This window comes from Streptomyces sp. NPDC032940 (genome assembly GCF_040636935.1).
Lineage (GTDB): Bacteria > Actinomycetota > Actinomycetes > Streptomycetales > Streptomycetaceae > Streptomyces.
In genome coordinates this window covers 52,116-70,256 of record NZ_JBEZVJ010000022.1, presented here as the reverse complement: position 1 = coordinate 70,256, position 18,141 = coordinate 52,116, and the positions used below count along the sequence as shown (strand labels likewise).

Below are 18,141 nucleotides of genomic sequence, written 5' to 3'. Positions count from 1 at the left end.
CGAGTTGCCCGCCGCCTTCAGCCGCGCCAGCACCGTCAGCAGGGCCTCGGTGTCCGCCGGGCCCCGCACCGGCCCACCCCACCCTCACGCCCTTCTCCCCGCCTGGACCTCACACCATGATTCGCATAGCGCGGCTCCGTTCGCGTGCCTTGATCCTTCTCGCGGCCACCGGCCTGCTCCTCTCCTCCTGTTCCGCCACAGACACCACCGGCACCGGCGGAGACGGGGCCGCTCCCGACCCGGGGACCGGCCACCTGCACGGCCTGGGCGTCGACCCGGCCGACGGCACGGTCTACGCCGCCGGCCACCACGGCGTCTTCCGCCTGGAGGGCAGTACTGCGACCCGGGTGGCCGACCGCCATCAGGACACGATGGGCTTCACCGTCACCGGCCCGTCCACATTCTTGGCCAGCGGTCACCCCGGCCCTGCCGAATCCGGCACTCGGCCCGCCCATCTGGGTCTGATCCGCAGCACGGACGCCGGCCGCACCTGGCAGACCGTCTCCGCCGAAGGCGACGCCGACTTCCACGCGTTGGAAGAGGCCGGTGATTCGCTGTACGGATTCGACAGCCTGAGCGAGAGGGTGTGGGCCAGCACCGATGAGGGCCGCACCTGGGCCAAGCGCGCGAAGGTGGCGGCGCTCGATCTCGCCTCCCACCCGGGCAGCGCGGCCACCGTGTGGGCAGCCACCGGCACGGGCCTGGCCCGCAGTGATGACGGCGCGCGGACCTTCCGACCCGTCTCGTCGGCGCCCGGACTGGTCGCGGTGGAGGAGCCGGAACCGGGCAGGCTGCTGGCGCTCACGGCCGACGGCCGCCTCGTCGCCAGTCGCGACGGGCGGACGTGGACGGAGCAGGGCCGCTTGCCTGCGGACGGGGAGGGCAGGGCGCTGACCGCGGTGACCGCGCAGCGTCTGTTGGCGGCGGACAGTGCCGATGCCGTCTACGAGTCCGTCGATGGCGGGCGCAGGTGGAAGCTCCTCCAGCGCCCAACAGCGAGTTCGGATCGTCCCTAGCTAGATACCCCCAGGGGGTATATGGTTTCTGCGGTGGGGCCACCAGGGGCCTTGCGGGACGTAGAACGGGGATGAAGGTCATGGACCACAGCACGCACCACTCCCGTACCGCACACGACCACGCCGCCCATGTCGGCGGCCACGGCGAACACGAGGGGCACGGCGGGCATCACGGCGGGCAGGCTCACGGCACCACGTGGGCGACGGCCATGCAGGCGACGCTGCACTGCCTCACCGGGTGCGCCGTCGGCGAGATCCTCGGCATGGTCATCGGCACCGCGCTGATGTGGGGCAACGCGCCGACCATGGTGCTGGCCATCGCCCTGGCCTTCGTCTTCGGCTACTCCTTCACCCTCTTCGCCGTGGTGCGCGCCGGGGTGTCCATGAAGGCCGCGGTCAAGGTGGCGCTGGCCGCCGACACCGTCTCCATCGCCGTGATGGAACTGGTCGACAACGGCATCGTCGCCCTCGTCCCGGGCGCGATGGACGCGTACCTGTCGGACGGGCTGTTCTGGTACGCCCTGCTCGGCGGCTTCGCCGTGGCGTTCGTGATCACGACGCCGGTCAACAAGTGGATGATCGGCCGCGGCAAGGGCCACGCCGTCGTCCACGCCTACCACTGACCCGCACCACCACAACGCCGGGCGGCCCCCAGAGAACCTGGGGGCCGCCCGGCGTTGTGCAGCCGAAGTCAGCCCAGACTCGCGAGCACGTCGTTGCACGCCCGCTCGCAGCGCCGGCACACTTCGGCGCAGACGCGGCAGTGCTGGTGCATGTCCGCCTGGGCGGCGCACTCGTCGGCGCACGTCTCAGCGAGGCAGGCCCGGCTTCTGGAGGTGGGACAGAGGTCAGTGCACGTGCGGTCCGCCCGTCATCCGGGGCTTGCCCCGCGGCACGAGCGGCAGGGCCACGACTGCGGTCACCGCGGCCGCTGCCGCGCACAGCGTGAACGCGTCGGTGAATCCGCCGGCGGATCCCCGTTCGATACCGGAGGCCGCGACGGTGGAGACGACTGCCACGCCGATCGAGCCGCCGACTTCGTGAAAGGTGTTGACCACACCGGACGCCAGCCCGGCCTCTCGGTGCTCGACCATGGCGAGCGCCGTGGTGGTCGCGGTGACGAAGACCGCGCCCAGACCGAGGGCGGCGACGACGAAGCCCGGCAGCAGCACGGCGTACACGCTGTCCGTGTTCGAGAGCCGGGCCAGCGACACGGTTCCGGCGGCGGTGATGGCCATGCCGCCGCCGGCCGTCGCACGGCTGCCGATCCTGCCGACCAGGCGGGAGCCCAGGTGTGCGCCGACGCCGGTGGCGACGGCCACGGGCAGGAAGACCAGTCCGGTGCTCAGCGGGCTGAAGCCGCGCAGGTGCTGGAGGTACACCGACCCGAGGAAGAAGTAGGCGATCAGCAGCGCCGTGGCCATGAGCATGAGAAGCGCCCCGGCGAGGACGGGCCGCCGGGTGAACATGCGCAGGTCCATCAGCGGAGCACGACTGGTTCGCTCGACGGCGGTGAACAGTGCGTAGGCCGCGAGGGCGCCGGCCAGCGGGAACAGGGTGGACGGGCTCCCCCAGCCGGAGTCTCCCGCTTCCACCAGGCCGTAGATCAGCGCGCCGGTTCCGGCGGTGGCCAGCAGGGCCCCCGGAAGGTCGAGCCGGGCTGGTTGCGGGGCACGGGCCGCCACGACGCCGGGGAGGGCGGCCAGGACGACGAGTCCCACGGGCACGTTGACATAGAAGACCCATGGCCAGCCCGGTCCGTCGGTGAGCGCCCCGCCGAGCAGGACACCGGCGGCGGCGCCGGACCCGCCGATGGCCGCCCAGGCGCCGAGGGCCTTGGTGCGTTCGGGGCCGTGGAAAGTGGTCGTGACGAGGGAAAGTGCGGCGGGAGAGAGCAGTGCCGCGCCGACCCCCTGGGCGATGCGCCCGCCCAGCAGGACCGCGGCGTTGCCCGCCAGGCCGCAGACCATCGAGGCGGCCGTGAACAGGGCCAGTCCGACCAGCAGGGTCCGACGGGCGCCCAGCACGTCCGCGAGGCGCCCGCCGAGCAGCATGAGGCCGCCGAAGCAGAGGGTGTACGCGGTGACGACCCAGGTCAGTGACTCACGGCCGAGGTCGAGGTCCGCGGCCATGTCGGGCAACGCCACGTTCACGACGGTGACGTCGAGGATCAGCATGAACTGCGCCAGGCAGAGGAGAGCCAGAGCGACCCACCTGTGTGGATGGGCGTGAGGGTGGTCGGCGTGGCCCGGTGGGTGCGAAGCGCCGACGGTCGGGTGCGTCATTTTGAGTCCTTGGATGAGGCCCGACGGATGAGGGCCGGAGGGCGGAGGACGAGGCGAAGGAGCTGTGGAGTCGGTCACCGACGTGCGATGCGTACTGATGGGCAGCGACGAACCGGCATGCCGCAGGATGACCACGGCCGGTGAATTGAACTGTACTGTGCAGTTCATGTGAACTCAACCGTTCAGTACAGGCACGTGTAGGCTCGGCACATGGACACGCAAGGGGCCAAGCAGCCGCCGAGCGGACCTCGCGCCGCCTTCAAGCGACAGGCCATCGTGCGAGCCGCCCGTGAACTTTTCCTCCGGGACGGCTTCGGCATCGGCATGGACACCATTGCCGCAGCGGCGGGCGTCTCCAAGGTGACGGTCTACAACCACTTCGGCAGCAAGGAAGCGCTCTTCACCGCGGTGATCGCGGGCGCACTGGACGACTCCCTGTCCGGGGAGCCGTCAGCCACGCTCGCCAAGCTCGTCGAGGCCGACGACCTCCGCCAGGCCCTGCTCGACGCCGCACGACAGTGGGTCCACTCGGTGCGCACCAACGACGACGTCACCGCGCTGCGCAATCTGGTCGCCGCCGAGGCGCGCCGCTTTCCCGAGCTGGGCCGGGCCTGGCAACACCACGGGCCGGAAGGCCATCACCCCGCCGCCGCCCAGGCCCTGCGCACCCTCGCCGACCAAGGCCGCCTGGTCATTCCCGACCCGGAAACGGCGATCATCCAGCTCTACGCACTCCTGATCTTCCCCCACCTGGTCTTCGGCACCTACGGCACACACATCGACGAGGACCTCACCGACCGCCTCATCGTGAGCGGCGTCGACATGTTCCTGGGCCACTACGGCCCCCGCCCCGCCTGACGGACACTCGCCCGACATCCACACAGGACCGGACCCGCGCCGATCTGACACCCGGGTTCACCCCGGAAGCCTCGCACCCACCACGGCTTGCTGCGGCATGCCCGCAGACGGCGCCCCAGTGACATCCCCGCCCTCGGACTCTCCTGCCGGGCCTGGATGACCTCGCACACAGCGTGCCCCGGAACAACAATCCCTTTCCGAAATACCCCTGGGGGGTATATCGTTCGGTCGCGAGACAGAGATACCCCCTCGGGGTATCTGGATTCAGTGGGAGGGAACGAGCGATGTCAACCGTCGATCCACGGCGCTGGTGGGCACTTGTAGTGCTGGCCGCCGCGCAGTTCATGGTCATCATGGACACCTCGATCATCGGGGTGGCCCTTCCGGAAATGCAGCGCGACCTGGGCTTCTCCCAGGGTGACCTGCAGTGGGTCTTCAACGCCTACGTCATCGCCTTCGGCGGCCTGCTGCTGCTCGGCGGTCGCCTCTCCGACCTGCTGGGAGCCCGGCGGGTCTTCGCCGGCGGATGGGTCGTGCTGATCGCCGGCTCCGTCGTCGCGGCCGCCGCGAGCACCGCCTGGGTGGAGGTCGTGGGCCGTGCCGTGCAGGGCGTGGGCGGCGCGCTGATCGCGCCTGCGTCCATGACGCTGCTGATGATGCTCTTCGGCCACAACCCGAAGGAACTCGGCAAGGCGCTGGCTCTCTACGGTGCCGCCGCCCCCGCCGGTGGCACCGCAGGCGTCTTCCTGGGCGGCGTGTTCACCGAGTGGGCGAGCTGGCCCTGGGTGTTCATCATCTACGTCCCCATCGGCATCGCGACTCTGGCCGCCACCGGTCTTCTGCCCTCCGTCGCGCCCAGTCGCGGTGCGGTCGACGTCCTCGGCGCCGCGTCCGTCACCGCCGGCCTGGCGCTCGCCGTGTTCGCCGTGGTCCGCGCACCCGAGGTCGGCTGGGGCACCACGCAGACGGTGCTGGAACTGCTCGGCGCCGCCGTGCTGCTGGCCCTCTTCCTCGTCGTACAGAAGTCGGTGAAGGCGCCACTGATGCCGCTGCGTGTCTGGCGCACACCGGGCCTGGGCGTCTCCAACCTGGCGATGACGCTGCTGGGAGCCGCCTGGATCCCGATGTGGTACTTCCTCAACCTCTACCTGCAGCAGGTCCTCGGCTACGGAGCATTCGCCAGCGGTGCCGCCCTGCTGCCGATGACCGGCCTGCTGATGGTCTTCATGACCCTCATCACCGCCCGCCTGCTGGGCCGCTTCGGCGCCAAGCCGCTGATCTCGGGCGGCCTGTTCGTCCTGGCCGCGGGCCTGGTCTGGCTGGCGGCGGTCGAGCCGACCGGCACCTTCGTCGTCGACGTCCTGCCGGCCTCGCTGGTCGCCGCGACCGGCATGTCGCTGGCCTACATCCCGGCGATGATGTCGGCGATCTCAGGAGTGCCGCAGGAACAGGCCGGTCTGGCCTCCGGCATCGTCAACACCACCTACCAGGTCGGTTCCGCACTCGGCCTCGCCGCCCTCACCGCCCTGGCCACCTCCCAGGGAGGGGACGAGATCGGCGACCTGCCCGCCCTCACCGACGGCTTCAGCGCCGCCTTCATCGGCGCCGCGGCCGTCGCCGCCGCGGGTGGCCTGCTGACAGCGGTGCTGATGCGGGGCCGCCCGGCATCGCCCGGCGCTGAGGAGCCCTCGACCGCGAACAGCGCGTCCGTCAACGCCTGACCCATGGGCTGCGGGTGCACCCTGGCAGCCGACGGGACCGTTCCGCACTGACGATGTCGGTGCGGAACGGTCCCGTCGGGTCTTCCCGAACCTGGGCGTCAGCTGGCTCCGCCCGCACTTCAGGTATCGCATCAGGGTTGGTCGATCAGCTCACCGGCCAGGCTGGTCGTGGCGAGAAACGCCGGGTCACCAGTGCGGTCGTAGGACTCGACTGCGGTGTCGGTGAACTTCAGGACGTGCTCGTCACCGTGCTGCGCTGCCCGGCAAAGCGCATCCTCGCGGGAGAGCTCGGGGAGACGCGCACGGATTTCCGCTTCGGGTGCCGACTGGGCCGGCGCGTAGGTCGCGATGATCGCCGCCGTGGCAGCCCAGGCCGCTGTCAGGCTCCGCTGCCACAGCTCTGTCGGCAGGACCGGGAGAACATGCAGCACGGCGTTGGGCGCGGTCGCGGCGTGGACGAGCAGGACCGGATCTCCATGACCAAGCCCGAGGTATGCCCTGGCAGCGCTGTCGACCAGGGCCTCCAGCCGCGCCGGGACCGCTTCGGCGGATGCGGCAGGTTGCAGCATGCGTAGGCTCGCGGTCCAGTCCGGGCTGCGCTCAAGGCGGTCGAGCCGGTGGGCGATGAAGCCGCTTTGGCTGTCCAGCCGGTTGACGGCCGTCACGGCCTGCTGTGGTGTGAGGGAGCCCGTTGGCGTAGCCACCCCGGTGAGTTCACGGTACCGCGCCGCCCAGAACGCCAGTCCGTGCGCCAACTCGTCGAGCATCGGACGCACCGGCGGGCCAGGTATGGCGCGGAGCGCACGCACCGCGTGACCGACCCGGATCACGCCATGGGTTGAGCCGGCCACGATGCCCGGCAGCAAGCGTGACCACCACTGAGTAAGCACGTCCTGCCAGGAACGTTCGGCAAGCTCTCGCTGGAAGTACACCGTCCAGTCCGGCAGCCGCCGTGCCTGCCCGAGCGCTGCGCTCCACTCGTCGGGCTGGATGGGTTCGCCGACGTCGGGGAGCTCCGCCAGGCGGTGAACATAGCGGTCGAGCCAGCCCTGAACGCCAGTGTCCAGCCCGCGTCTGAACATGACCTCCACAGCCATCGGGCCGTGATTGGTCAACCCGTGGTTGCCCTCCTCGTCTCCGCCGAATTCGGGACCGTATCCGTGCAGTCGTCCATACGCTGCGGCGAGTTCGTCCGAGTCCACGTGATCCTCCATGGCAGCCCTCTCGGTGACGGATATCGGAGGCGGGCCTGACGCTGCCGCTTCGTGTGAGGGACGCGGTCAGTTCCGCAGGTGCACCTTCTGTGCACTCGTCGGGCGGGTCGGCCGAAGGCCGTGGTGACGCATGGCTCACGGACAGCGCGGCGTGCGGTTCGGTTCAACGGTGGGGCACTGCCTCATGGCGGCTGTCGGCGGGGTCTACGCGCCGTCGGCAGACAGCTCGTAGCCCGCTTCCTCGATCGCCGCGCGTACGTTCGCGGTGTCGAGCACTTCATCGCTCGTGATCACAACCCTGCCGCTATCGACGTCCACGCTGACAGCGGTAACACCGGGGATGCCTTCGAGCTCTTCACCCACCGACTCCGCGCAGTGGCCGCAGACCATGCCTGCGACGGTGTAGACGCGCTCGGTCACGCTGTCACCGCCTGCTGCCTGCTGTTTCCATTGGCCCGAAGCGTGCGGGTGGTCATGTGGGCCCGGCTCATACGCCCGTCCGGCGCGAACCGGCCGAAGAAGTAGACCTCGGTGGCGAGGTCCTTGCCGCGCTGCGAGGAGTACATGGTGTACCGGGCGGCAAGCCGGTCGCCGTCGACGATGGCCTCGTGCACCTCCATACGCAAAGTGGGGCGGTTCTTGCGCACTGGACGGCAATGCGCGATGAGCTTCTCGCGGTCCATCCGGTGTCCGTCGGCGATCTCGACGATGTCCGGGGTGTGAAACCGATCGATGATCACCGCCGCATCCTCGTCCGATTGCAGCAACTCCTCGGTCAAGGAGGTGTAGAAGTCCGCGATGAACTGTCCGGGGTCGGTGCTGCCAAGGGGTCGCATGTCGCTCCCGCGGTTGATGTACGGACGCTATCTTTTACGAGCCGTCAAATATACAGCCGCTGACAAGTTTGGCAACATGTAAGAAATGAAGTCATCCCCTTCCCGTAACCGCCGCGCTGACGCCCGCCGCAGCAGGGCCGCCATCCTGGATGCCGCAACTCAGGTCCTCAACGTCGAGCCCGACGCCGGCCTGGAGACCATCGCCGGGGCCGCGGGCGTGACCCGACCGACGATCTACGCCCACTTCGCTTCCCGGGAACAGCTCTTGTTGGCCGTGGTCAAGCGGATTACCGACGAGGCCGTCGCTGCCATGGACGCCATCGCCCATGACGCCGACACCGCAACGGAAACGCTGCTCCGCATGATCGATGCCAGCGCCCAAGTGGCCGAGCGCTACCCCGTGCTGCTGAAGATGATCAGCGCACAGCCCGTCAGCACAGAGGTCGACCGCGACCGGCACCTGCCCGTCGCGGAACGAATTGGACAGGTGATCGAACGAGGCCAACGGGCCGGAGAATTCGACGACCGGCTCCCCGTCGACTGGCTCGTCGCCTCGACCATGGCGCTCGGGCACACAGCGAGCACGGAGCAGGACGCCGGCCGACTACCCGCGACGGTGGCGCAGGATGTCCTGCGTGTCAGCCTGCTCCGCCTGCTCGGCGCCGCCGAACCAGCGGACGCCTGAGCGGGACGTGGTGCGGAGTCGGCACGACGCAGGTGACGTTGGTCCGGCAGGTGTTGGGGATGTGTCTGCGCGTGCAGATCACGCTGGGCAAGCAGGCGGGAGCCGACGCGGGGTGACCCCTGCGGGCGGGCCTGAAGCGGCAGGGCAGAAGTGGGTGAGGGCGGGCCATCAGGCCCGCCCTCACCCACTTGGGAAGTGTTCTCAGCTCGCGGCCTTGAAGCCGCGCAGGCGCAGGGAGTTGCCGACGACGAAGACGGAGGAGAAGGCCATGGCGGCTCCGGCGATCATCGGGTTGAGCAGCCCGGCGGCGGCGAGCGGCAGGGCGGCCACGTTGTAGGCGAAGGCCCAGAACAGGTTGGACCTGATGGTGCCGAGTGTCCTGCGGGCCAGTCGGATGGCGTCCGCGGCGGCGCGCAGGTCGCCGCGGACGAGGGTGAGGTCGCCCGCCTCGATCGCGGCGTCGGTGCCGGTGCCCATGGCGAGGCCCAGGTCGGCCTGGGCGAGCGCGGCGGCGTCGTTGACTCCGTCGCCGACCATCGCCACCGAACGCCCTTCGCCCTGGAGGCGCTTGACAACGGCGACCTTGTCCTCGGGCATGACCTCGGCGATCACGTGCTCGGGAGCGATGCTGACCTCCGCGGCCACCGCCTCGGCGACGGCCCTGTTGTCGCCGGTGAGGAGGATCGGGGTCAGGCCCAGGGCACGCAGCCGGGTGATGGCCTCGGCGCTGGTCTCCTTGACCGCGTCGGCGACCTCCAGGATCGCCCGCGCCTCGCCGTCCCAGGCGACCGCGATCGCGGTACGTCCTGCCGCCTCTGCTTCGGCCTTGGCGCGTGCCAGGCCGGCGGGCAGTTCCATGGCCCACTCGGCGAGGAGCTGCTCGCGGCCCACGAGGACGGCGTGCCCCTCGACGACGCCCTGCACGCCGAGACCGGGGGCATTGGCGAAGTCCTCCGGGACGGGCAGGGTGCCCGTGCGGTCGGCTGCCCCGGCGGCCACTGCCTGCGCGATCGGGTGTTCGGAGGCGTGCTCCAGGGCGCCGGCCAAGCGCAGTACATCCGTCTCGTCGGTGCCCTCGGCAGTGTGCACGGCGAGCAGGGTCATGCGGCCGGTGGTGACGGTCCCGGTCTTGTCCAGGACGATGGTGTCGACCTTGCGGGTGGACTCCAGGACCTCGGGGCCCTTGATGAGAATGCCGAGCTGGGCGCCGCGCCCGGTGCCGACCATCAGCGCGGTCGGCGTGGCCAGGCCCAGGGCGCAGGGGCAGGCGATGATCAGGACGGCGACGGCCGCGGTGAAGGCGGCGGTCAGCCCCGCGCCGTTGCCGATCCAGAAGCCGAGCGTGGCCAGGGCGAGGGCGATGACGACCGGGACGAAAACGCCGGAGATGCGGTCGGCGAGCCGCTGGGCGGCGGCCTTGCCGTTCTGCGCGTCCTCGACCAGCTTCGCCATCCGCGCCAGTTGGGTGTCGGCGCCGACCCGGGTCGCCTCGACCACCAGCCGGCCGCCCGCGTTCAGGGTCGCTCCGGTGACCGGGTCGCCCACGCCGACCTCGACCGGTACCGACTCGCCGGTGAGCATGGAGGCGTCGACCGCGGAGGTGCCCTCGACGACCGTGCCGTCGGTGGCGATCTTCTCGCCGGGGCGGACCAGGAAGCGGTCGCCCACCGCCAGTTCCCCAGTGGGGATCGTGCGTTCACTGCCGTCGGGGCCCAGTACGGTGACGTCCTTGGCGCCCAGTTCCAGCAGGGCCTTCAGCGCGGCGCCGGCCTTGCGCTTGGAGCGGGCCTCGAAGTAGCGCCCGGCGAGGATGAAGGCGGTCACCCCGGCGGCGGCCTCGAGGTAGATGTTCCCGGAGCCGTCGCCTCGGGAGATGGTCAGCTCGAAGGGGTGGGTCATGCCGGGGATGCCCGCGGTGCCGAGGAACAGGGCCCACAGCGACCACAGGAAGGCCGCGGACGTGCCGACCGAGATCAGGGTGTCCATCGTGGCCGCGCCGTGCCGGGCGTTGGTGAACGCGGCCCTGTGGAAGGGCCAGGCCGCGTACGTCACCACGGGCGCCGCCAGGGTCAGCGACAGCCACTGCCAGTACTCGAACTGCAGCGCCGGCACCATCGCCATCGCGATGACCGGGACCGCCAGCACCACCGCCGTCACCAGCCGCTCCCGCAAGGGGCGCAGTTCGTCGGCGGTCTCGGCGTTCTCCGTGCCGGGCGCAGGCTCGGCACGTACCGGCTCGGGTTCGCGGGCCGTGTACCCGGTGGCCTCGACCCTGGCGATCAGCTCCGAGACGGACACGTCACCGCTGTAGTGGACCTTGGCCTTCTCCGTCGCGTAGTTGACGGTGGCGGTGACCCCGTCCATCCGGTTGAGCTTCTTCTCGATCCGGGCGGCGCACGAGGCGCAGGTCATGCCGCCAATGGCGAGTTCTACCTCGGCTGTGTCGGGGACCGTGGTGGCCATCAGTGCTCCTCGTGCTGATCGGCGAACAAGGGAAACGAACGGAGGTGGCCGGGCCCGCGGGCGGGCCCGGCAGGTATGCGGAGGCTTCAGGCCGCGCGGCCGGTGAGCTCATAACCGGCGTCGTCGACGACCTTGGCCAGCAGCGCGTCGTCGGGCTCGTCCTTCGTGGTGACGCTGACCTGGCCGGCTTCGAGATCGACGTCGACCGCCAGGACGCCGCCCAGCGCGCCGATCTCCTTGGTGAGCGTGGCCTTGCAGTGGCCGCAGGTCATCCCGGAGACGTCGTAGACGGTGGTGGTGCCCGCCGTGGCCGTGGACGTAGTGGTGCCGGTGGAGCAGCTGCCGTCGGGGGTGCAGCAGGACATGGGTTCCTCCTAGACAAGGTGATCATGTACCCCTGGGGGGTACTCTGGCGTCACCATGTATACCCCCCCTAGGTATATCTGGCAAACATTGATGGAGCCCCTTACACATACCCCCTAGGGGTATATAGTCGGCGTCAAGTTTCAGCAGAAGCGCGACGCCGACAAGAGAGGGCACGTCATGAACACCGGCGTGAAGATCACCGTTTTCGCTGCCGCGCTCGCGGCCACCTTCGGTACTGCCTACGGGGTCGGCGCGGCGATCGACCCCGCCGCCGGAGACCAGGACCCGGCAGCGCACGCGAAGCACGACCGCCCGGCACCGTCCGGCCACGCGAACGCCACTCCCGCGGGCCTGCAGATCTCCGAAGCGGGATACACCCTGGACCTCAAGACACCTCGCGTGACCGCAGGTGAAGAGAGCGAACTCCGCTTCGCCATCCGCGACCAGGACGGACACCAGGTGACGTCCTTCCGGCGCGAGCACGGCAAGGAGCTCCACCTCATCCTCGCCTCACGCGACCTGGTCACCTACCGCCACCTGCACCCCACCCGCGCAGCCGACGGCACCTGGAGCACCCCTGTCGACCTGCCCGCCGCCGGCACCTACCGCGTCTTCGCCGACTTCACCCCGGACGCCGAAGACGCCACCAACCTCACCCTGGGCGCGGACCTCGCAGCCTCCGGCGCCTACAAGGCGGCGGCCCTGCCCGAACCCGCGGCCACCACAACGATCGACGGCTACACCGTCACCCTGAACGGCGCCCTGCGCCCGGGCAAGGCGGACGAGCTGACCCTCAGCATCAGCCGCGACGGCCGCCCGGTCACCGACCTGGAGCCCTACCTCGGCGCCTACGGCCACCTGGTCGCCCTGCGCTCCGGCGACCTCGCCTACCTCCACGTCCACCCCAACGGCGAACCCGGCGACGGCACCACCAAGCCTGGCCCCGGCATCTCCTTCACCGCCACGGCGCCCAGCGCCGGGACGTACCGCCTGTTCCTCGACTTCAAGCACAACGGCACCGTCCGCACCGCGGCCTTCACCGTCCACACCGGCAAGTCGACTCCCGCCGACGCGCCGAAGCCGGCAACCGGCGAAGAGCACACCGACAGCAACCACCAGCACTGACCCCGCGAGAAGAAGGGAGAAGAGGCCGATGGCCAGCTACAGCAATCGAAAAGAGGACGTACTCAAACGACTGCGACGGATCGAAGGACAGGTCCGAGGTCTGCAGCGCATGGTGGAAGAAGACACCTACTGCATCGACGTCCTCACCCAGGTCTCCGCCACCACACGCGCCCTGCAGTCCTTCGCCCTGCAGATGCTCGACGAGCACATGGACACCTGCGTACGCACCGCCGTGGCGGACGGCACTGACAGCGGCGACATCAAGCTGAAGGAAGCCAGCGACGCCATCGCCCGCCTCGTTCGCTCCTGACGAATGGCAGCAACGCGGCGGCCGGCACCACAGACAACGCCAAGGTCACGCGCCGCAACTTCATAAAGCGCTCCTGGTCACGCCGATCATCCCTTCGCATTTTCCCGCCTTCCTGACTCCCGAGCAGTCACACTGTCCTTTACGGAAGAAGGCGGGAGTACATGAACGGGACGACAGCGATACAGCTGGGGTTGCGACACTGCCGTACGAGCCTGGCGGACAAGAGTCACCTCAAGAGTTCGGCTTCCAGGAGGAAAACCTTCTCCGCCGCCCTGCAACAGTTCGAGGAACAGATGAAGGCGGCCGAAGTCGTCTCTCCCGCCACTCGCCCCATCAACTTGTACTACGGCCTCGTCCAGGCCGGACTGGCGATAACAGCCGCCCACGCGCAGGGGACATGGACCTTCGACAAGCACGGCCTGAAGATCCCGGACATGAAACACGACATCCCAGACATCGCCGTCAGGCCGGAGGGGGTGGGTGCGTTCCAGGCAGTCTCCGACACCACCAAGTCAGAACGCACGACAGGCGCAGTCAGCCTCGGATCCATATGGAACTCGATACCTGAACTCGTCGAGGTTCCACTCGAAGGATCGAAGCACACCCCCGCAGTTGACCTGCTGGCACGCAGCTACGTGTCTGCCAGAAACGCGGGCAGGTGGTTCGACGACACTGCTACTGGAACCGCAGGATACGTTCGCGCCACCGTCTTCGTACACGAGGACACTCCCCCGCTGACAGACAGGAAGTCGTGGGTCAGGGACTTCATCGCCAGGTACCAGGGCCTCCAAGGCGCGCGAGTATGGGGCGCTGAGGATGAGGCGTTCGAGGAACTCAAGGCCGGGTCCTTCTCCGTCGAGCTTTGTTGGCCGGCTCCCCAGAACGACATGCAAGAGGCGGACATCGAAGAGTTCTTCGAAGCTCGGGCCCCGGTCTATCGCTTCAGGGCGTACCGCTACCTGCGGCCCGCTTTCGAGACGAGCAAAACGCCACCGACACCGCTGATGTCCTGGTGGCTGCTCCTCTACAGCTTCTCCATGCTGGCGCGTTATCAGCCACGCAAGTGGACCGATGCGTTGGACATCGACCGGTCCCCCGATGCTGCGGCTCTGGAGTACGCCTTGAACACTGCACTTGAAGTGATTCCTCACCTCGTGCTGGAGGGTCTGCAACAGAGGTCAATACCCCTGTCCAAGCCCCTGGCTCTGTGAGCCGCGAGGGCACATCCAGGGCACATGAGCCCGGGAAACGGCGTTGACCCATGAGAACTACCGGAAGCAGTTTCCGCAGGTCACCGCACACTTCGCCGAGAAGTACCAGGTCAGCGCCCCGCCTCCTCCAATCGCTGCACGAGTGGCAGGACTTCTCGCACCGGCTGCATGAGGCGGGGCACCAGCCGTACTGCCTGGTGTGGCCCTGACCGGCCGCGTGCCGCGGTCCGTGCCTTCGGCTCGCGGGAGCCGAGGGCCGGTCAGTCGGTGGTGGTGATGCCGCCGGTGACGGCGATGACCTCGCCGACGGTGAAGCTGGAATCGGCGTCCGAGGCCAGGTACACGTACACCGGCGCGATCTCCTCCGGCTGTGCGACACGCGCCAGCGGTCCCTCGCTGCCCAGATGCGCGAGGCCCTCCTGGGGCATGTTCGGATCGGCGACGTTCAGCACCGTCCAGGTGGGGCCCGGGGCGACCACGTTCGCTCGGATGCCGTCCTTGGCGAGGTGCTCGGCGATGGACTTGGTGAAGTTCACCAACGCCGCCTTGGACGCCCCGTAGTCGATCATGGTGTCGCTGCCCCTGAGGGCTTCCTCCGAGGCCGTGGCGATGATCGCGTCCCCCTCCCCGAGGTGCGGACGCGCGGCCTGCACCAGGTGGAAGTAGGCGTACACGTTGACCTTGAAGGACCTGTCCCAGTCCTCGAAGGAGAGCTGCGAGAGGTCGGTCTGGCTGTTCAGGTGCGCCGCGTTGTTCACCAGGATGTTCAGGCCGCCCAGTTCCCGGACCGTCCGGTCGACCGTCTCCCGGCAGAAGGAGGCGTCGGCGAGATCACCGGGCAGGAGCAGGCACTTCTGCCCGGCGGCCTCCACCGCGTCGCGGGTCTCCTCGGCGTCCGGCTGTTCCTCGGGCAGGTACACGATGGCCACGTCCGCACCCTCGCGCGCGTACAGCAGCGCGACGGCGCGGCCGATGCCCGAGTCACCGCCGGTGATGAGCGCGACCTTGCCGCGGAGCTTGTCCGCCGGACGGTAGCGCTCGGCCTCGTAGCGGGGCCGGGGGCGCATGTCCCGCTCCAGCCCCGGGGCCTGCTGCCGCTGCTTGGGGTAGGGCGGTTCCGGCTGGGCGCCGATCTGCGGGCCGGTGCTCTCGCTTCCGCCGTTGTCCTGCATGTTCGTGAGCCTCCTGAGGACGCGCGGGCAACTCCCGGGGGCAGGTATCCCACGGAAGCCCTCTGCACACCCCGACGGGGCCACCGACCGCTCGGGGCGGGTCGTCAGGGCGGCGCCGGCGTCGAGCACAGGAGCCGGCGAGGCCGTCAGCCGCTCGCGGCGTCCTCGGCCTCCCAGCGCAGCAGGTCGCCCGGCTGGCACTTGAGCACCTCGCAGAGCGCGGCGAGCGTCGCGAAGCGCACCGCCTTCGCGCGGCCGTTCTTGAGGACCGCCAGGTTGGCCGGCGTGATCCCGACGCGGTCGGCGAGCTCGCCCACGGACATCTTCCGCCGGGCCAGCATCACGTCGATGTCCACGACGATCGCCATCAGATCACCTGGTCCAGCTCGGCCTGCATCCGCGCCGCCTCGACGTCGCGGGCGACGGCCTGGGCGAGCAGCATCCGCAGCAGCAGCACGACGAGCGCCACCCCGAGCATGGCCACGCCGATCCCGGCCATGATGACGGTGACACCCGGGTCCTCCCGCTGGCCCGGGGCATTGACGGCCGTGACCGCGAACCACACCAGGGCGGCCGCCACGATCGCGCCGATCACCCCGTCCACGTACCGGAAGGCGGCGTGGGAGAACACGGTCCCGCGACGCACCATCGTCACCAGACGCCATACGCAGAACAGGGCGCCCTGGACGGCCACCATGCCCAGGACCGTGATCACGCGCATCGAGGTCAACGGGAGCGATCCGTCCTCCGGGTCGTTCCCGCTGGCCAGCGCCCACACCATCAACGCCTGCACGAACACGGTGCCGACGAGCACCACCACGAGCACGGCGCGCAGCGCCCGCACTGCCAGATTTCCCATGACCGACCCCAGCCCTTCCATCGAGTTACGATGGGAATCTATCGAAACTCGATAGGTGAGGCAAGGGCGTCCGGCCTGCCGCCGGGTGGCGCGTCCGTACGATGGGCGCGTGATCAAGAGCAGCCGGTCCAGCGACCGCCCGGCCGGGCGGCTGTTCGTGCTGCTCGTGATGGCCGTGCTGGCCGGAGTGCTCGGCATGCACGGCCTGGCCCCCGGCGTGACGCCGACGGTCCACTCGGTCTCCGGTCACGCGATGGTGACGACCACGGCGGACGCCATGCCGCACGCGGACGGAGCCTGTGCGCACACGGACGGCGGAGCGAGTCACCTCGCCCACGCCGACGGGACGTGCGCGGCCGCCGGTGTCGGTTCGGCGTACACGCCGCCCGCGCCGGCCGGCGCCCTGTCGGACGCGCGCCCGGCGCCCTCCCCGGCCGCGGCGTCGTCGCGGTCGCCCCACGACGGGCGGTCGCCGCCCGACCTCTCCGAGCTCCAGCTCCTGCGGATATAGAGCGGCCCGCCCGGCACCCCACGCCCGGGAGTCCCCGGTGACGGGTGCCGTGCCCTCGCACGCCCTCCATCCGTTCCACCCGCGCGCCGCGAACGGCGCGCGTGAAGGAGTCGCACCACCATGCAGCACAAGCGTTCCCTCGTCCGTCGCGGTGCCGCCGCCGTCATCGCCGGCGCCGCCGTGCTCGTCCTCGCCGCCTGCGGCGGTGACGGCGACGGCGACGGCCCGGCGACCGGGCACGGCGGCCACGACGCCGGCTCCCCCTCCGCGTCCGCGTCCGTCCCGCAGGGGCGGCACAACGCCGCCGACGTGGCGTTCGCGACGGGGATGATCCCCCACCACCGCCAGGCCGTCGAGATGGCCGACCTCGCGCCCGGCCGGGCACGGTCGGCCGAGGTGAAGAAGCTCGCCGCCGAGATCAAGAAGGCCCAGGACCCGGAGATCAGGACCCTGTCCGGCTGGCTCAGCTCCTGGGGCGAGCAGGTGCCCGCCGAGGGCGCCATGGACCACTCCCGGCACGGCACGGGCGGCATGATGACCGCCGAGGAGACGGCCGAGCTCGAGAACGCCTCGGGCGCGGCCTTCGACACGGCGTTCATGGAAATGATGATCAAGCACCACGAGGGCGCGGTCGAGATGGCCCGGACGGAGCGGGCCGACGGCGCCCACCCGCCCGCCAAGAAGATGGCCGCGGAGATCATCACCTCGCAGAGCGCGGAGATCGAGCAGATGAACAAGCTGCTCGGCAGGGACTGACACGCCTCGCTCCGCGCAGGGGGCGGGCGGGCGCCACGAGCGGCGCCCGCCCGCCCCTCCTCGCCTCCCCCCCGTCGGCCACTCGAGCAGGCCGTTCGCTTTATACCCCCCAGGGGTATATGGTTCCGGGTCGTGGGGGGCGGGCCGGTCAGTGGCCCGCGGGACATCGAATGGGGACGAAGTCATGGACCACAGCACTCACCGGCACGCAGAACACACCGGACACGCCGGAGACGGCCACGGCCACCACCCCGGCCACGGCCCCGCCTCGTGGGCCATGGCCGCGAAGGCCACGCTGCACTGCCTCACCGGGTGCGCCATCGGCGAGATCCTCGGGATGGTCGTCGGCACCGCCCTGGCGTGGGGCAACGTCCCGACGATGATCCTCGCCATCGCGCTCGCGTTCGTCTTCGGCTACTCGTTCACCCTCTTCGCGGTGCGCCGCGCCGGACTGGGCCTCAAGGCCGCGATCAAGGTCGCGCTCGCCGCCGACACCGTCTCCATCGCCGTGATGGAACTGGTCGACAACGGGATCATCGCCCTCGTGCCGGGCGCGATGGACGCCCAGCTCTCGGAGGGCCTGTTCTGGTACGCCCTGCTCGGCGGGCTCGCCGTCGCCTTCGTGCTCACCACGCCCGTCAACAAGTGGATGATCGGCCGCGGCAAGGGACACGCCGTCGTCCACGCCCACCACTGACCGGCGCCGCCCCGTCGGGCCGGTCCTTCCGACGGCGTACGTCCGGTGGTGCGGGC

The 18,141-nt window shown here is 69.9% G+C and carries 20 protein-coding genes and 1 pseudogene; 11 read left to right on the top strand and 10 right to left on the bottom strand.

The window, feature by feature from the left end:
* Nucleotides 1-149: 149 nt before the first annotated feature.
* A complete protein-coding gene (locus AB0E77_RS24230) occupies nucleotides 150-1,016 on the top strand; it encodes a F510_1955 family glycosylhydrolase (protein ID WP_361573893.1) in 867 nt (288 codons plus the stop codon).
* An 80-nt stretch (nucleotides 1,017-1,096) separates the two neighbouring features.
* Entirely contained in the window at nucleotides 1,097-1,639 is a 543-nt protein-coding gene (locus AB0E77_RS24225) for a DUF4396 domain-containing protein (RefSeq protein WP_361573891.1), read from the top strand.
* Nucleotides 1,640-1,707: 68 nt separating this feature from the next.
* Here AB0E77_RS24225 and AB0E77_RS24220 read toward each other — a convergent pair.
* Both AB0E77_RS24220 and AB0E77_RS24215 read right to left on the bottom strand, forming a co-directional pair.
* Nucleotides 1,708-1,842: pseudogene (locus AB0E77_RS24220) on the bottom strand (four-helix bundle copper-binding protein); the annotation flags it as partial.
* Between the two features lie 22 nt (nucleotides 1,843-1,864).
* Nucleotides 1,865-3,301 (bottom strand): MFS transporter, encoded by a 1,437-nt coding sequence (locus AB0E77_RS24215; RefSeq protein WP_361573889.1) that lies wholly within the window; start codon nucleotides 3,299-3,301, stop codon nucleotides 1,865-1,867.
* A 210-nt stretch (nucleotides 3,302-3,511) separates the two neighbouring features.
* On the opposite strand from AB0E77_RS24215, the gene AB0E77_RS24210 reads away from it, so the two are divergent.
* Nucleotides 3,512-4,159, top strand: a complete 648-nt coding sequence (locus AB0E77_RS24210) for a TetR/AcrR family transcriptional regulator (protein WP_361573887.1) — start codon at nucleotides 3,512-3,514, stop codon at nucleotides 4,157-4,159.
* Between the two features lie 284 nt (nucleotides 4,160-4,443).
* A complete protein-coding gene (locus AB0E77_RS24205) occupies nucleotides 4,444-5,880 on the top strand; it encodes an MFS transporter (RefSeq protein WP_361573886.1) in 1,437 nt (478 codons plus the stop codon).
* A gap of 131 nt (nucleotides 5,881-6,011) precedes the next feature.
* Here the strand turns inward: AB0E77_RS24205 and AB0E77_RS24200 are convergent, their stop codons facing one another.
* From AB0E77_RS24200 to AB0E77_RS24190, 3 genes are all read right to left on the bottom strand, one after another.
* Complete coding sequence (locus tag AB0E77_RS24200; RefSeq protein ID WP_361573884.1) at nucleotides 6,012-7,082, bottom strand: questin oxidase family protein; 1,071 nt, start codon at nucleotides 7,080-7,082, stop codon at nucleotides 6,012-6,014.
* 216 nt (nucleotides 7,083-7,298) lie between these two features.
* Entirely contained in the window at nucleotides 7,299-7,514 is a 216-nt protein-coding gene (locus AB0E77_RS24195) for a heavy metal-associated domain-containing protein (protein WP_361573882.1), read from the bottom strand.
* Nucleotides 7,511-7,930 carry a nuclear transport factor 2 family protein gene (locus AB0E77_RS24190; RefSeq protein WP_361573880.1) on the bottom strand — a complete coding sequence of 140 codons (420 nt, stop codon included), beginning with the start codon at nucleotides 7,928-7,930 and terminating at the stop codon, nucleotides 7,511-7,513. The genes AB0E77_RS24195 and AB0E77_RS24190 overlap by 4 nt, the downstream gene beginning before the upstream one ends.
* Before the next feature lie 85 nt (nucleotides 7,931-8,015).
* Between AB0E77_RS24190 and AB0E77_RS24185 the strand changes: the two genes are divergently transcribed.
* Nucleotides 8,016-8,615 carry a TetR/AcrR family transcriptional regulator gene (locus AB0E77_RS24185; RefSeq protein ID WP_361573878.1) on the top strand — a complete coding sequence of 200 codons (600 nt, stop codon included), beginning with the start codon at nucleotides 8,016-8,018 and terminating at the stop codon, nucleotides 8,613-8,615.
* Nucleotides 8,616-8,816: 201 nt separating this feature from the next.
* Here the strand turns inward: AB0E77_RS24185 and AB0E77_RS24180 are convergent, their stop codons facing one another.
* A complete protein-coding gene (locus tag AB0E77_RS24180; RefSeq protein ID WP_361573876.1) occupies nucleotides 8,817-11,078 on the bottom strand; it encodes a heavy metal translocating P-type ATPase in 2,262 nt (753 codons plus the stop codon).
* An 86-nt stretch (nucleotides 11,079-11,164) separates the two neighbouring features.
* A complete protein-coding gene (locus tag AB0E77_RS24175) occupies nucleotides 11,165-11,443 on the bottom strand; it encodes a heavy-metal-associated domain-containing protein (RefSeq protein WP_361573874.1) in 279 nt (92 codons plus the stop codon).
* Nucleotides 11,444-11,621: 178 nt separating this feature from the next.
* On the opposite strand from AB0E77_RS24175, the gene AB0E77_RS24170 reads away from it, so the two are divergent.
* From AB0E77_RS24170 to AB0E77_RS24160, 3 genes are all read left to right on the top strand, one after another.
* Nucleotides 11,622-12,569 (top strand): hypothetical protein, encoded by a 948-nt coding sequence (locus AB0E77_RS24170; protein ID WP_361573872.1) that lies wholly within the window; start codon nucleotides 11,622-11,624, stop codon nucleotides 12,567-12,569.
* A gap of 28 nt (nucleotides 12,570-12,597) precedes the next feature.
* Nucleotides 12,598-12,879 (top strand): metal-sensitive transcriptional regulator, encoded by a 282-nt coding sequence (locus AB0E77_RS24165; protein ID WP_030871918.1) that lies wholly within the window; start codon nucleotides 12,598-12,600, stop codon nucleotides 12,877-12,879.
* Between the two features lie 161 nt (nucleotides 12,880-13,040).
* Nucleotides 13,041-14,090, top strand: a complete 1,050-nt coding sequence (locus AB0E77_RS24160; RefSeq protein ID WP_361573870.1) for a hypothetical protein — start codon at nucleotides 13,041-13,043, stop codon at nucleotides 14,088-14,090.
* A gap of 260 nt (nucleotides 14,091-14,350) precedes the next feature.
* On the opposite strand, the gene AB0E77_RS24155 is transcribed toward AB0E77_RS24160, so the two are convergent.
* The 3 genes from AB0E77_RS24155 to AB0E77_RS24145 form a co-directional block, all read right to left on the bottom strand.
* Nucleotides 14,351-15,262 (bottom strand): SDR family oxidoreductase, encoded by a 912-nt coding sequence (locus AB0E77_RS24155; RefSeq protein ID WP_361573868.1) that lies wholly within the window; start codon nucleotides 15,260-15,262, stop codon nucleotides 14,351-14,353.
* Between the two features lie 146 nt (nucleotides 15,263-15,408).
* Entirely contained in the window at nucleotides 15,409-15,630 is a 222-nt protein-coding gene (locus tag AB0E77_RS24150) for a helix-turn-helix transcriptional regulator (protein ID WP_361573866.1), read from the bottom strand.
* On the bottom strand, nucleotides 15,630-16,121 hold the full coding sequence (locus AB0E77_RS24145; protein ID WP_361573864.1) for a DUF2975 domain-containing protein: 492 nt from the start codon (nucleotides 16,119-16,121) through the stop codon (nucleotides 15,630-15,632). Before AB0E77_RS24145 ends, AB0E77_RS24150 begins: the two co-directional genes overlap by 1 nt.
* Before the next feature lie 109 nt (nucleotides 16,122-16,230).
* Between AB0E77_RS24145 and AB0E77_RS24140 the strand changes: the two genes are divergently transcribed.
* The 3 genes from AB0E77_RS24140 to AB0E77_RS24130 all read left to right on the top strand — a co-directional run bounded on the left by AB0E77_RS24140 (nucleotide 16,231) and on the right by AB0E77_RS24130 (nucleotide 18,085).
* Nucleotides 16,231-16,632, top strand: a complete 402-nt coding sequence (locus tag AB0E77_RS24140) for a DUF6153 family protein (RefSeq protein ID WP_361573862.1) — start codon at nucleotides 16,231-16,233, stop codon at nucleotides 16,630-16,632.
* 120 nt (nucleotides 16,633-16,752) lie between these two features.
* Entirely contained in the window at nucleotides 16,753-17,388 is a 636-nt protein-coding gene (locus tag AB0E77_RS24135; RefSeq protein ID WP_361573861.1) for a DUF305 domain-containing protein, read from the top strand.
* Nucleotides 17,389-17,572: 184 nt separating this feature from the next.
* The gene (locus tag AB0E77_RS24130; protein ID WP_361573859.1) at nucleotides 17,573-18,085 is read left to right on the top strand and encodes a DUF4396 domain-containing protein; all 513 of its coding nucleotides are present in this window, start codon (nucleotides 17,573-17,575) and stop codon (nucleotides 18,083-18,085) included.
* Nucleotides 18,086-18,141: the final 56 nt, after the last annotated feature.